Source organism: Stappia indica, assembly GCF_009789575.1.
Lineage (GTDB): Bacteria > Pseudomonadota > Alphaproteobacteria > Rhizobiales > Stappiaceae > Stappia > Stappia indica_A.
Genome location: NZ_CP046908.1, coordinates 3,442,914 through 3,456,609, shown reverse-complemented (window position 1 = coordinate 3,456,609; position 13,696 = coordinate 3,442,914). Strand labels below are relative to the sequence as shown.

At 67.0% G+C, this 13,696-nt stretch carries 12 protein-coding genes; 9 read left to right on the top strand and 3 right to left on the bottom strand.

All coding sequences use genetic code 11. The features are described 5' to 3' along the window. Positions 1-57: 57 nt before the first annotated feature. The 4 genes from GH266_RS16235 to GH266_RS16220 are packed head-to-tail and all read left to right on the top strand — an operon-like array spanning position 58 to position 2,272. Positions 58-558: a phage tail protein gene (locus tag GH266_RS16235; protein ID WP_158194756.1), complete on the top strand. Its 501-nt coding sequence runs from the start codon at positions 58-60 to the stop codon at positions 556-558. Between the two features lie 35 nt (positions 559-593). After that, positions 594-1,121 (top strand): phage tail protein, encoded by a 528-nt coding sequence (locus tag GH266_RS16230; RefSeq protein WP_158194755.1) that lies wholly within the window; start codon positions 594-596, stop codon positions 1,119-1,121. Between the two features lie 10 nt (positions 1,122-1,131). Beyond that, positions 1,132-1,662, top strand: a complete 531-nt coding sequence (locus tag GH266_RS16225) for a phage tail protein (RefSeq protein WP_158194754.1) — start codon at positions 1,132-1,134, stop codon at positions 1,660-1,662. 34 nt (positions 1,663-1,696) lie between these two features. Further along, on the top strand, positions 1,697-2,272 hold the full coding sequence (locus GH266_RS16220) for a GNAT family N-acetyltransferase (RefSeq protein WP_158194753.1): 576 nt from the start codon (positions 1,697-1,699) through the stop codon (positions 2,270-2,272). Positions 2,273-2,351: 79 nt separating this feature from the next. Here the strand turns inward: GH266_RS16220 and GH266_RS16215 are convergent, their stop codons facing one another. Beyond that, complete coding sequence (locus GH266_RS16215) at positions 2,352-2,675, bottom strand: DUF6916 family protein (protein ID WP_199270347.1); 324 nt, start codon at positions 2,673-2,675, stop codon at positions 2,352-2,354. Then, a complete protein-coding gene (locus tag GH266_RS16210; RefSeq protein WP_158194752.1) occupies positions 2,672-3,085 on the bottom strand; it encodes a hypothetical protein in 414 nt (137 codons plus the stop codon). Before GH266_RS16210 ends, GH266_RS16215 begins: the two co-directional genes overlap by 4 nt. 177 nt (positions 3,086-3,262) lie before the next feature. Between GH266_RS16210 and GH266_RS16205 the strand changes: the two genes are divergently transcribed. After that, on the top strand, positions 3,263-4,033 hold the full coding sequence (locus tag GH266_RS16205) for a SapC family protein (protein ID WP_158194751.1): 771 nt from the start codon (positions 3,263-3,265) through the stop codon (positions 4,031-4,033). An 83-nt stretch (positions 4,034-4,116) separates the two neighbouring features. Here GH266_RS16205 and GH266_RS16200 read toward each other — a convergent pair whose 3' ends face one another. Further along, entirely contained in the window at positions 4,117-4,593 is a 477-nt protein-coding gene (locus GH266_RS16200; protein ID WP_158194750.1) for an invasion associated locus B family protein, read from the bottom strand. A gap of 433 nt (positions 4,594-5,026) precedes the next feature. Here GH266_RS16200 and amt point away from each other — a divergent pair, with 433 nt between their 5' ends. From amt to GH266_RS16180, 4 genes are all read left to right on the top strand, one after another. Continuing rightward, a complete protein-coding gene (gene amt, locus GH266_RS16195; RefSeq protein ID WP_199270346.1) occupies positions 5,027-8,299 on the top strand; it encodes an ammonium transporter in 3,273 nt (1,090 codons plus the stop codon). A 103-nt stretch (positions 8,300-8,402) separates the two neighbouring features. After that, complete coding sequence (locus GH266_RS16190; RefSeq protein ID WP_158194749.1) at positions 8,403-9,011, top strand: TetR/AcrR family transcriptional regulator; 609 nt, start codon at positions 8,403-8,405, stop codon at positions 9,009-9,011. After that, a complete protein-coding gene (locus GH266_RS16185; RefSeq protein WP_158194748.1) occupies positions 9,008-10,174 on the top strand; it encodes an efflux RND transporter periplasmic adaptor subunit in 1,167 nt (388 codons plus the stop codon). Before GH266_RS16190 ends, GH266_RS16185 begins: the two co-directional genes overlap by 4 nt. Before the next feature lie 124 nt (positions 10,175-10,298). Continuing rightward, positions 10,299-13,484, top strand: coding sequence for an efflux RND transporter permease subunit (locus GH266_RS16180; protein WP_158194747.1), 3,186 nt, complete (start codon positions 10,299-10,301; stop codon positions 13,482-13,484). The last annotated feature ends 212 nt before the right edge of the window (positions 13,485-13,696 follow it).

Sequence of the window (13,696 nt, the reverse complement as noted above, 5' to 3'; positions counted from 1 at the left end):
AAGACTAGTTATTCCCGGTCACGGCTCGCGACACCCGAAAGCGCCTGGGAGGGCGGAATGTCAGAACCGTTTCTTGCGGAAATCAGGATCATGAGTTTCAACTTCCCGCCAAAGGGATGGGCCTTCTGCAACGGTCAGCTTCTGCCGATCAACCAGAACCAGGCTCTGTTCGCCCTGCTCGGGACGACCTATGGCGGCAACGGGACGACCAATTTTGCTCTGCCCGACCTTCGAGGCAGAGTTCCGGTGCATGTGGGAAGCGGGTTCACCCTCGGCCAGCGCGCCGGCGAGACGACCCATACGCTGACGACGCCCGAGATGCCCGAGCACAACCACCTGCCCATGGCTTCTGGAACGGCGGTCGACACCAACACTCCGACCAACAACTATCTCGGCAACAATCTCGGTCTGCTCTATGGCCCGCTTGCCAACTCGGTCACGATGTCGCCGAGCAGCCTCTCGAATGTCGGGGGCAGCCAGCCGCACCAGAACATGCAGCCATTCCTGACGCTGAACTTCTGCATTGCGCTGCAGGGGATCTTCCCGTCGCCCAATTGAGCTGCACCTTTTCCTGAAAAGCGAGGGAGGCCCTCATGTCCACGCCCTATATCGGCGAAATCCGTATGTTCGGCGGCAATTTCGCGCCGCTCGGCTGGGAGTTCTGCAACGGCCAGTTGCTGTCGATCGCCGAGAACGACACGCTCTTCAACCTGATCGGCACCACCTATGGCGGCGACGGGCAGACCACGTTCGCCCTGCCCGACCTGCGCGGCCGTCTGCCGCTGCATTTCGGACAAGGACCCGGCCAGCCGACCTATGTGATGGCGGAATCCGGAGGATCCGAAGAGGTCACACTGACCCAGCAACAGATCCCGAGCCACTCGCACCCGTTGATCGCCAACAAGGCAACGGGCACGGAAGCGTCCCCGCAGAACAACGTGCTGGCCTCGGCGGCGGCTGGAGATCCCTACTTCTCCTCGCAGACCCTGCCGCCCTTTACCGAGCTGGGCCCGAATGCGGTGCAGGTTGCCGGCGGCAGTCAGCCGCACAACAACATGGCGCCGTATCTCGCCGTCAGCTTCATCATCTCGCTCTACGGCATCTATCCTTCGCCGACCTGAGGGGCTCACAATGTCCGATCCTTTCGTTGCGGAAATCCGTATATTCGCTGGCAATTTCGCCCCCAAGGGCTGGGCGTTCTGCGATGGGCAGCTCCTGCCGATCTCGCAGAACACCGCCCTGTTCTCGCTGCTGGGCACCACCTATGGCGGCGACGGCAAGTCGACCTTCGCGCTGCCCGACCTGCAGGGCCGCTCGCCCATGCAGCACGGCCAGGGCCCCGGCTTGAGCTTCCGACAGCTCGGCGAGATGAGCGGGACCGAGACTGTGACGCTGCTGCAGACCGAGATGCCGCAGCATACGCACAGGGTTCAGGCCGTGACGCGCAGCCAGTTCACCGTCGGCAACACCAACTCCGTCGAAGGCAACCTGCTGGCCTCTCCGCGCACCGGCAACCAGTACACGCCGAATCTGGTTCCGCAGATGATGGCGCCCCTGTCGGTCGGAATGACCGGCGGCAGTCAGGCGCACAACAACATGCAGCCCTATCTGACGCTGACCTTCATCATCGCGCTGCAGGGCATCTTCCCGCCGCGTCCATGAGAATGCGCGCGGCACCGCTGCCGGACTGCAGGCCATGACCGAGAAAAGCCGGGATCCGGACGGCGTCGACCGCCCGGATCCTTCGATACCGACAAGAGGGGCGCTTCCCTCCCTGCCTCGTGCCGAGGCGCTGGGGCTTGTCTTCCGCTACATGCAGCCGGAGGCAGACCTGCCGTTCCTGTTTCGCCTTTACGCATCCACGCGGGAGGAGGAGCTCGCGCCGGTTCCCTGGAGCGCGGAGCAGAAGGCGAGCTTCCTGGCGCAGCAGTTCCAGGCGCAGCACAGCCACTACATGCAGCATTTTCCGCAGGCGGAGTGGCTGGTCATCGAGTTCGACAGCCAGCCCGTCGGCCGGCTCTATCTCGACACGCGGGAAACCGAGCTGCGCATCATCGACATTGCCCTCATGCCGGCGCAGCGCGGCCGGGGATCGGGACGTGCGATCCTGGAAGATGTCCTGGCTCTGGCCGAGCGCGGAGGGCGCGGCGTCGGCATCCATGTAGAGCAGTTCAATCCGGCGATGCGCCTCTACCAGCGCCTCGGCTTCGTCACATGCGGCGAGACCGGCGTCTATCACCTGATGCGCTGGGATCCACCTGGCCCGCAGTGATGCTGACGGGCGCGACAAAGCATGCGATTACCGGAAAATGGGTGCCTGCGCGCAGCGCCGGCACCCGCCCGGATGCGGTTCAGGTGAAGACGGCCTCGTAGAGGCATCCGTTCGCATCGTTACCGACCGGCACGAGAAACAGCTCCAGCTCGACCCGGTTCGCGGCATCGGCCGCCCCGATCTCCAGCCGGTAGGTTCCCTGCTCGATGAACGGGGTCTGCGGACCACGCAAGAGGACCGCGAAGGCGCCTCCGTCCCGTACGCCCGTACCGCTGCCCATCTGCCGGATCTCGTCGATCGACAGCGCCAGCGACCCGTTGGCGGCCACCAGCAGCACCGGCTCGTCCCGCACCGTCTCGAAATCCGCCTGCGTCACCTTCGCAAGATCCGTCACGCCGCTCATGCTTCTCCCTCATGTTTGTCGGTCACGCTCGCGCGCGGCTGACGGCGCAGCCGAGGGACGGGGAAGCGGCCGAAGCCGAGATCGATCACCCGTGCCCCTGGCGTGCGTGCCGGCCCTTCGGCCGGCTGCGCCAGCACGCCGCCATTGCGGATTGCAGCCAGCGTCGCCTCGACCAGCGGGGCAAGCCCGCCCTGGTTCAGCGCGCCGAGCATCATCAGCGTATTGGCTGCGGCGCCGTCGAAGTTCCAGCCGCAGTCGATGAACTGGCAGCCCTCCAGCACCGGCAGTGGTCCGCCCTGATACAGCATCCGGCAGTCGCGGAAGACGCAGGCGCGATAGACGGCCCCGTCGAGACGAATGTCCTCGCCGCTGAAGCTGATGCCCGTATGGCTTTCGCCATCTGCCGCCATGCGCACTCCGTCCGGCTCCGGTCTCGCGTCCTGGATGTACAAGCCACCCTTGCCCAACCTTATTGAAGGCAGGATGCTCTAGGCAACCAGCCGTTGGACTTGTACAAGAAATTCGCCGCCCGATCGTTTTGATGGCGGTTGCCATTCACCACAATGCATAATCGAGGACGGACCAGCATGACCAGCACTCAGGCCGACACGGACACCCCGCGCCCGGCGCCGGGCGGCCCGTCCACTCTGCCGCTGTTCTACAGCAGGCCGGAAGCGTTGCGCGCCGATCGCCACGGCGAACTCGGCATCGACCTTGCTCCGGACTATCGCTTCGCCGCCAAGACCCATGCGGTGCCGCTCAATGCCATCGAGTTCGGCATCGCCGCGCGCCATTATCCGATCGTCTTTGCCGCCGGCACCACCCCGCCGGCCGCCGTTGCGGTGCTTGGCCTGCGGCAGGACCGCAACCTCTTCGTCGATGCAGACGGGGCCTGGGCGGCCGACACCTACGTCCCCTCCTATGTGCGCCGCTACCCGTTCATCCTGGCGCGCAACGACGAGGCGAGCGAGTTCGCCCTGTGCGTCGACCGGGCAAGCGACAAGGTGCGCGCCGAGGGCGAGACGCGCTTCTTCGAGGGCGTGGAGCCGACCGACGCCGTGCGCAAGGCGCTCGACTTTTGCGCCGCGTTCCAGCGGGAAACCCGTGAGAGCGAAGCCTTGATGCGCAAGATCGCCGAGCACGACCTGTTCGCACCGAATGCGGGGCGCTTCACCCTGCCGGACGGCGAGGTGCTCAACGTCAACGACTTCAGCATCATCGACGAGGCGCGTGTGAACGGTCTCTCCGACGAGGCCTTCCTCGACCTGCGCAAGGCCGGCGCCCTGCCCGTGATCTATGCGCATCTGTGGTCGATGCGGAACTGGGCCGACCTGGTTCGCCGCACGGCGGATGGCTGAGACGCGATACGTTTCCCGCAACCAGACGAAAAAGGGCAGGTCCTCGCAGACCTGCCCTTTTGATTTCTTCGTTTGCGGTTCCGTCAGCCGCCGAGCTGGCCGTAGGCGGAGGTAAAGCCGATCAGCGTCACCGGGATCGCCAGATCCTGCTGCTGCGCGGTCTTGAAGGCGACGATGAGGCGCTGGCCCTTCTTCAGCGAGGCGAGCAGGTCGTCGCTGATCGCCGTGCCGGCATAGGCGCCGTTGGCATCGCTGGTCTGGATCGCCATCGGCACCGGCTCGCCCTCATCGACGCGGATCTGGGTGCCGGCCGGCAGGAACACGCCATGCGGCAATGCCAGCACCAGCGCGTGGTTCGGCGCGCCCTCGCGCGGCTCGACCACGACGGTCAGCAACCGCTGGCCGCCTTCCTGCATGACGATGTTCTGCAGCGCGCGGCAACGCTTGGGCGCCTTGTCGGTAGCCTCCGAGCATTGCACGATCCAGTTGGGGGTTGCGGCGCCGTCCGCCGGCTTGGGCGCCGCGTCCTGTGCTGCAGCCGCGCCCAGGCTCGCGGTCACAAACAAGCCGGCAAACACGGCAAGGCGGGATGCGGAAAGAGCATGTCGAACATCAAGGCGCATGTGCGGATTTTCCATCAACTGGAGCGGCCCGCTGAACGGGCGATTGCAATCGGTGCGCGATCCTAAAGCATCGCGAGCGAATGTGAAGCCCGTCCGGCGGCTCTCAAGGCCCCCATCGCCATTGGCGCCGGGTCTGTCGGCACGCCTAAACTGCCGTAAGGGCAAGTTTATCGCTGCAACGCACCATGAATAGCAGGCCTTCAGAATCCGAAAGAGCCGCAACGGCAACCTGCAATCAGGACGCTCATTGCGGGCATGCAACACCTCAATCAGTTTTTAACTGCTGGTTCCTAAGCTCTGGCAAATAAAGGGCGGACGGGGACCAGGCGGGGATATGGCGGCACAAGATTCATCGGTTCGGCACCTGGCAATGATCGGCTTTGCCGCCTCGGTCGTGCTTGCTGCAACCACCGGCACCGCCGCCGCCGAGGATCCATCGACCCTCGTTTCGCTGCACCGCACTCTGGACTTCGTCTGGGTTCTGCTCGCCGCCGGGCTCGTGCTGCTCATGCAGGTCGGCTTCCTGCTGATGGAAGCGGGCATGGTGCGGTCGAAGAACTCCATCAACGTCGCGCAGAAGAACCTTCTCGATTTCACCTTTTCCGTGCTGGTGTTCGCCGGGATCGGCTTCATGTTCGCCTTCGGCGCCGGGTCCGGCTTCGGGATCGGCTACGATCCGGCGTTTCTCGTGCTCGGCGGGCTGGATTCCTGGGGTCTTGCCTTCTTCGTCTTCCAGGTGATGTTCTGCGGCACGGCGGCGACCATCGTCTCGGGTGCGGTCGCGGAGCGCATGCCGCTTGCCGCCTATGTCGCCTGCTCCGTCTTCATCGCCGGCCTGGTCTATCCGGTCTTCGTGCACTGGGCCTGGGGCAATGCGCTTGGTCAGAATTCCGGCGCCTTTCTGGCGAATGCCGGCTTCGTCGACTTCGCCGGTTCCACCGTGGTGCACGGCACCGGCGCCTGGATCGCGCTTGCCGCCTGCCTGGTCATCGGCCCGCGCATCGGCCGCTTCGATGCGGACGGGCGTCCCTTGCGCTTCCAGGGCCACAGCCCGGTCCTGGCGACGGCCGGCGCCCTGCTGCTCTTCGTCGGGTGGATCGGCTTCAATGGCGGCTCGACCCTGAAGGCCTCGCCCGACATTGCCCATGTGATCGCCAACACCGTGCTGGCCGCCGCCGCCGGCACCTGCGGCGGCTATATCATCGCCTGGGCGCGCGAGGGCGTGCTGCTGCCCGAGAAGGCGTTTTCAGGCATGCTCGGCGGGCTGGTCGCGGTCACCGCCGGCTGCATGGTGCTCACTCCTCCGGGCGCCCTTGCCATCGGCCTTGCCGGCGGCCTTGCCGCCGTCGTCGGCATCTCGGTGCTGGAACGGGAGTTGCGCATCGACGATGCGGTCGGCGCCATCGGCGTGCACGGCATCGCCGGCGTGGTCGGCACGCTGGGGCTGGCGCTGCTGGCGCCGGTGGAAAACCTGCCTGCGGGCGGACGGCTCGCGCAGTTCGCAGTCCAGGCGGGCGGTGCGGCGCTCAATTTCGCCTTCGCCTTCGGGCTCGGCCTTGCCTTCTTCCTCGCCTTGAAGCGCGTCATCGCCCTGCGGGTCGACCGCGAGGGCGAGATCCGCGGGCTGAACGAGGCCGAACACGGCACCCGGCTGGGCATCGGCCATGTGGAAGACGCCGTCGGGCGGCTCGTGGAGGGGCATGCCGATCTCAGCCTGCGTCTTCCGGTGGAGCCCGGCGACGAGGCCGAACGCATGACCCGGCTGTTCAACCGGCTGATGGATTCGATCCAGAACGAGGAGCTTGCCCGCGGCCGGAAGGCGGAGCTGCGGCGGGCAGAGGAGGAGGCCGAGCGACTGACCGCGCTCGCCAATGCCACGTTCGAGGCGATCGTCATCTCCGTGCAGGGGCGGATCATCGACGGCAATCACGCGCTGGAGCAACTGACGGGCCGCCCGCTCGACGCGCTCAAGGGCACGGGCATGCTGGGCCATATCGCCGAGGAAGACCGCGAGAGGGTGCGCGAACAGCTGTCCCAGAAGGAAAGCGGCCCCTACGAGTTGCATGTCATCCATGCCGACGGGACTCGCATCCCGGTGGAGGTGCGCGCCCGCGAGGTGCTGTATCGCGGCGAGCGGACCCGGGTGTCGGCAATGGTCGACCTGCGCGACCGCAAGAAGGCCGAGCAGCATATCCGGCACCTGGCCGAGCACGATCCGCTCACCGACCTGCCCAATCGCACAGTGTTCTCCAACCGGCTGGCGGCCGTCCTCGCCGATGCCCGGCGGCGTGGCGGCTCCGCTGCCGTGCTGATGATCGACCTCGACCGGTTCAAGGAGATCAACGACGTCCACGGCCACCTGGCCGGCGACCAGGTGATCCGCGCGACCGCCGACCGGCTGCGCGCCCTCGTGCCGGCGAGCGACACGATCTCCCGTCTGGGCGGGGATGAGTTCGCGATCATCCAGCACCAGATCGCCTTCGCCAACCAGGCGGCGGACCTTGCACACCGGCTGGTCCATGCCCTGTCGCAGCCCATCGACTGCGGCAACGGCTTGACGCTACGCAGCGGCGCCAGCATCGGCATCGCGGTCAGCCCGCTGCACGGCGAGGATACGGAGATCATCGTCTCGCGCGCCGATACGGCGCTCTACAAGGCCAAGAATCTCGGCCGCAACACCTACTGCCTGTTCGAGGAGGGCATGGATGCCGCGCTGCGCAAGCGGCGACTGCTGGAGGCCGACCTGGTGCAGGCCATCGAGCAGGAGGAGTTCGAGCTCTACCTTCAGCCGCGGCTCGACCTGCGCAGCAGCGGGATAGGGAGTTACGAGGCGCTGATCCGCTGGCATCACCCGGAAAAGGGGATGATCAGCCCGAGCGACTTCATTCCGGTGGCCGAGCAGTCGGGGAGGATAATCGCCATCGGCGAATGGGTCCTGCGCCGTGCCTGCGCCATCGTCCAGGCGCATCCCGAAATCCCGCGGATAAGTGTCAATGTCAGCCCGCTGCAGTTCCGCGACAAGCATTTCATCGAGACCGTGCGCGACGTGCTGGAGACGACGGGCCTCGCCGCCGGGCGGCTGGAGCTGGAAGTCACCGAGAACGTGCTGATCGACGACGACCGGCGGGCGCTGCAGATCCTCACGGCGCTCAAGTCGCTCGGCGTGCGCATTGCGCTGGACGACTTCGGCACCGGCTATTCTTCGCTCGGCTACCTGTCGCGCTACCCCTTCGACGTGATCAAGATCGACCGCTCCTTCATCCGCGCCATGCGCAAGACGCCGAGCGCGCGCTCCATCGTCGAGACCATCGTCCGGCTCGGCGACGCCCTCGGCATGAGCGTGGTGGCCGAAGGCGTGGAGGAGGCGGACGAGTTGCGGGTGCTGGCAGAAGAAGGCTGCAACGAAGTGCAGGGCTACCTGATCGGCCGGCCGGCCCCGCTGCCCGAACTGCAGACCCGGCTCGATCCGGCGACCGTTGCCCTGCTGGTTGCCATGCGCTGCGCCGCGCCCGAGGAGAACGATGCCGAACGCGCCGCCGTGCCCGCCCTGCGCAGCACGGCCGGACGCATGCGCGACACCCTGACCTCGCGCGCGCCGCATCCCTCGCGGCGTCGGTCCGTGCAGGTCCGCGGCGGCGATTGACGCCCCCGGCGACCGTTTCAAAACTTCGTGTTGCGCTGCAAAAAACCTGTTGCATCCGACCGGGGAGGATATATATCCATCCGGTTGGAAAAACGGGAGCGGCATGGGACGCAAGCGGACAATCAAGCGCGACACGGTACTGGACGCGGCCGAGCAGGTCGTGATGCGGGATGGTGCTGCGCGCCTGACGCTGGATGCGGTGGCCTGCGAGGCCGGCATCAGCAAGGCCAGCGTCCTTTACGACTACAAGACCAAGCAGGCCCTGATCAAAGCGGTCGTCGAGCGCCGGCTGGCCGCGCATGCGACCTGCGAGCAGGAGGTCGCGGCGAGCTTTTCGGGCGACCCGAACGCGGCGATCCGCACCCGCATAGAGGTTGCCTCGCACCTGCTTACCGAGGAGGACCGGGCGGTGGCGCTCGGCCTGCTTGCCTCGCTTGCCCAGGACGCCGACCTGCGCGAGCCGATCGCCCGCACCTATGGCCAGCGGATCGCCCAGGTCACCGAGACCTCGCGCAACCCGCGCGGCGCCCTGCTCGCCTTTCTTGCCACCGAGGGACTGATGTCGCTCGAGTGGCTCGGACTGCACGACTGGGCGCCGGAAGACCGCGCCCGCATCATTGCCGAAATCGGCTGGCTCGTTGACCAGGTGCCCGCACCGGAATCCGCGCCCGCTTCCGCACTTTCCTCTTCCCCCGAGAGGTCGACCCGATGAAATTCAGACTGACGTCCGTGATCCTCGCCGCCGCGCTGCTTGCCGGCTGCAACGAGGTCGCCAGCAAGAACGAGGCGGGCGGCGCGCCCGCCATGCCGCCGACCGGCGTGAGCTTCGTCGAGCTCAAGGCCGAGACGCTGCCGATCACCAACGAGCTGCCGGGCCGCATCGCCCCGACCCGGATCGCCGAGGTGCGCCCGCGCGTCTCGGGCATCCTGGTCGAACGGGTGTTCGAGCAGGGCAGCATCGTCCAGGAAGGCGACGTGCTCTACCGCATCGATCCCGAACCGTTCCGCGTCCAGGTGGCAAGCGCCCGCGCGACGCTGCAGCGCGCCCAGGCGGTGCAGCTGCAGGCGCGCCAGGAGGCGGACCGGCAGAAGGAGCTGCACGAGCGCCGGGTGACCAGCGTGCAGTCGCGCGACAATGCCATCGCCTCGCTCGCCCAGGCCGACGCCGATGTCGCGATCGCCCAGGCAGGCCTCGACGCGGCCGAGCTGAACCTGCATTTCTCGGAAGTGCGGGCGCCGATCTCGGGGCGCATCGGACGGGCATTGCTGACCGAGGGCGCGCTGGTGGATTCCTCCAGCGGCGTGCTGGCGACGATCCAGCAGCTCGATCCGGTCTACGCGGATTTCACTCAGTCCGCCAATCAGTTGCTAAGCCTGCGCCGCTCGCTGCAGGTCGGCTCGCTGACGGGTCCGAGCGCCGGCGAGGCCGCCGTACAGCTCAAGATGGATGATGGACAAGAGTATCCGCACAAGGGCCGGCTGCTGTTTTCCGAGGCGGCGGTCGACGCCACGACCGGGCAGATCACGCTGCGCGGGGAGTTCCCGAACCCGGACGGCGACCTGTTGCCGGGGATGTATGTCCGGGTCCTGATCGAGCAGGGCATCGAGGAAAACGCCCTTGCCGTGCCGCAGCAGGCGGTGCAGCGCAATGCCGGCGGCCAGGCGCAGGTCTATGTGGTCGGCGCCGACGACAAGGCGGAGCTGCGCTCCGTCGAAACCGGCCGCATCGTCGGCACCCGCTGGGTGATCAGCAAGGGCCTTTCCGCCGGCGACAAGGTGATCGTCGAGGGCTTCCAGAAGCTGCGCCCCGGCGCGCCGGTCGCGGCGACCCCCTGGGAAGATGCAAGCAAGACGGCCGCCGTCGCGGCCAACTAACCTGTCGGGACGGGCGCGCCCTGCGCAAACGGGCGCGCCCGCCCCGTCCTGACTCAACGGCCCGCCCACGGCCGCCGGCGCCCTCCCGCGCCGCCTGCGGGCCGGTCTCACAGGATCCGATCTGATGCCGTCCTTTTTCATCAACCGGCCGGTCTTCGCATGGGTCATCGCCATTTTCATCACGCTTGCCGGCGTGATCGCGATCCCCTTCATGCCGGTTGCCCAGTATCCCAACGTCGCCCCGCCGCAGATCTCCATCTCGACCAACTATCCGGGCGTGGCGCCTGAAGACGCCTATCTCAGCGTCACCCGCCCGATCGAGGAAGAGCTGAACGGCGTCGACGGGCTGATCTATTTCGAATCCACCTCCGAAACGTCGGGCCGGATCTCGATCACCGCCACGTTCCAGCCCGGCACCGACGTGTCGCAGGCCTCGGTCGACGTGCAGAACGCGGTGCGCCGCGTCGAGCCGCGACTGCCCGGCATCGTCTCCCAGCAGGGCATCCGCGTCGAGCAGGCCGGCGCCGGCTTCCTGATGGTGGTGTCGGTCACCTCGACCGACGGCTCCTACAACGTGGTCGATCTCGGCGACTATCTCAGCCGCAACGTGCTCGGCGAGATCCGCCGCATCGACGGCGTCGGCAGCGCCCAGCTCTTCGCCACCCAGCGGTCCATGCGCGTCTGGCTGGACCCGGACAAGATGCTGGGCCTCAACCTGACGTCCGACGACATCATCAATGCGATCCGGGCGCAGAACGCCCAGGTCGCGGCCGGCCGCATCGGTGCGCTGCCCAACCCGATCACCCAGCAGATCTCGGCCAGCGTGCTGGTCAAGGGGCAGCTGTCGTCCCTCGACGAGTTCGGCCAGGTGGTGCTGCGAGCCAATCCGGACGGCTCCACGGTCCGCCTCTCCGATGTCGCGCGCCTCGAGATCGGCGGCGAGGACTACAACTTCTCCACACGCCTGAACGGCCAGCCGAGCGCGGCCATCGGCGTGCAGCTCTCCTCGACCGGCAACGCCATGGCGGCATCGGAGGCGGTGCGCGCCAAGATGGAGGAACTGGCGCAGTTCTTCCCGCAAGGCATCGCCTACGAGATCCCCTACGACACCTCGCCCTTCGTCGAGGCGTCGATCGAGAAGGTGATCCACACGCTGCTGGAGGCCGTCGCCCTCGTCTTCGTGGTGATGTTCCTGTTCCTGCAGAGCTTCCGCTACACCGTCATCCCGACGCTGGTGGTGCCGGTGGCGCTGCTGGGCACCTGCGCCGTCATGCTGGCGGCCGGATTCTCGATCAACGTGCTGACCATGTTCGCCATGGTGCTGGCCATCGGCATTCTCGTCGATGACGCCATCGTCGTGGTGGAAAACGTCGAGCGCATCATGGCCGAGGAAGGCCTGTCGCCGCGCGCGGCGACGCGCAAGGCGATGTCGCAGATTTCCGGCGCCATCATCGGCATCACATTGGTGCTGACAGCGGTGTTCGTGCCGATGGCGTTCTTTCCCGGTGCGGTCGGCGTCATCTACCAGCAGTTCAGCCTGACCATGGTCGTGTCGATCCTGTTCTCCGGCTTCCTGGCGCTGTCCTTCACGCCGGCGCTGTGCGCCAGCATGCTGAAGCCGATCCCGCAGGGCCACCACGAGAAGAAGGGCTTCTTCGGCTGGTTCAACCGCGGCTTCGCCCGCACGACCAACGGCTACAGCTCGGTCGCCGGCTGGATCTCGCGCCGCGCGGGGCGGATAATGATCATCTATCTCGCCCTGCTGGTCGGCCTCGGCTGGGGCTTCATGCGCCTGCCGTCCTCGTTCCTGCCGAACGAGGACCAGGGCTACCTGCTGGTCAACGTCCAGGCTCCGCCCGAGGCGAGCGCCAACCGCACGCTGGAGGTCATCGAGCAGGTCGAGGCGATCTTCGGCAAGGAAAGCGCCGTCTCGCGCATCGTCGGCATTCTCGGCTTCAGCTTCTCCGGCACCGGACAGAATGCCGGCCTTGCCTTCGTGACGCTGAAGGACTGGTCCGAACGCGGACCCGAGGATGCAGCCGGCGCCATTGCGGGCCGCGCCAACGGCCAGCTCTTCGGCATCAAGGACGCGATCTCCTTCGCCCTGTCGCCGCCGGCGATCCAGGGCCTCGGCACCTCGAACGGCTTCAGCTTCCGCCTGCAGGACCGCGGCGGACGCGGCACCGAGGCGCTGGGCGCCGCACGAGACCAGCTGATGGGGGCGGCCTCGCAGAGCCCGATCCTGGCCGGCCTGCGCATCGACGGCCTTCCCGACGCGGCCCAGGTCGACCTCATCATCGACCGCGAGAAGGCCAATGCGTTCGGCGTCGCCTTCGCCGACATCAACGCGACCATCTCGGCCAATCTCGGCTCGACCTATGTCAACGACTTCCCGAACTCGGGACGCATGCAGCGCGTGACGGTGCAGGCCGACCAGGACGCCCGCATGCAGACCAGCGACCTGCTGCGCCTGAACGTCCGCAACAACAACGGCGGAATGGTGCCGCTTTCGGCTTTCGCCAGCGTGGAATGGCGCAAGGGACCTTCGCAGATCGTCGGTTACAACGGCTACCCGTCGATCCGCATCTCCGGCGAGGCGGCGCCCGGCTACTCGTCGGGCGATGCCATTGCCGAGATGGAGCGGCTTGCCGGCGAACTGCCGGCCGGCTTCGGCTACGAATGGACGGGCCAGTCGCTGCAGGAGATCGCGTCGGGTTCGCAGGCGCCGTTCCTGATCGGCCTCAGCATCCTGTTCGTGTTCCTGCTGCTGGCCGCGCTCTACGAGAGCTGGTCGATCCCGTTCGCGGTGATGCTCGTCGTGCCGCTCGGCGTGATCGGCTCGGTCGCCGCGGTGACGCTGCGCGGCATGCCGAACGACGTCTACTTCACCGTCGGCCTGATCGCCATCGTCGGCCTGTCGGCGAAAAACGCCATTCTGATCATCGAGTTCGCCAAGGACCTGATGGCAGAGGGGTACTCGCTGATCGACGCCACCATCGAGGCGGCGCATCTGCGCTTCCGGCCGATCCTGATGACGTCGCTGGCCTTCACCCTGGGCGTGACGCCGCTGGCCATCGCCTCCGGCGCCAGCGCCGGCAGCCAGAACGCCATCGGCACCGGCGTGATGGGCGGCATGATCTCCGGCACGATCCTGGCGATCTTCTTCGTGCCGGTGTTCTTCGTCTTCGTGATGCGGATGTTCCGCCGCATCCCGATCGACGGCCACCTGCCCAAGCACGAGGACGACGAGCATCCCGCGCCGGCGGCCGGGGACAAGTCCCCCGCCGCGGACCGGACGCCGGCCGAATAACGGCCCGCCGAACCGACATCGCGCGCTGCGGGGATAACCCGCAGCGCGCGGCACCTGCCGAAGCCCTCGCACGCCGGCCCCGCCACGGGGACAAGTGCGGCGACGCGGTCTGACGACCCTTCCCGAAATTTCGCTGCAAACGGCCGCTTTCGCGCGATGCGAACGAGGACAGATCCCGCGCGGTGCCGGCAGGCAGCTTTGCGCAAAGGTCG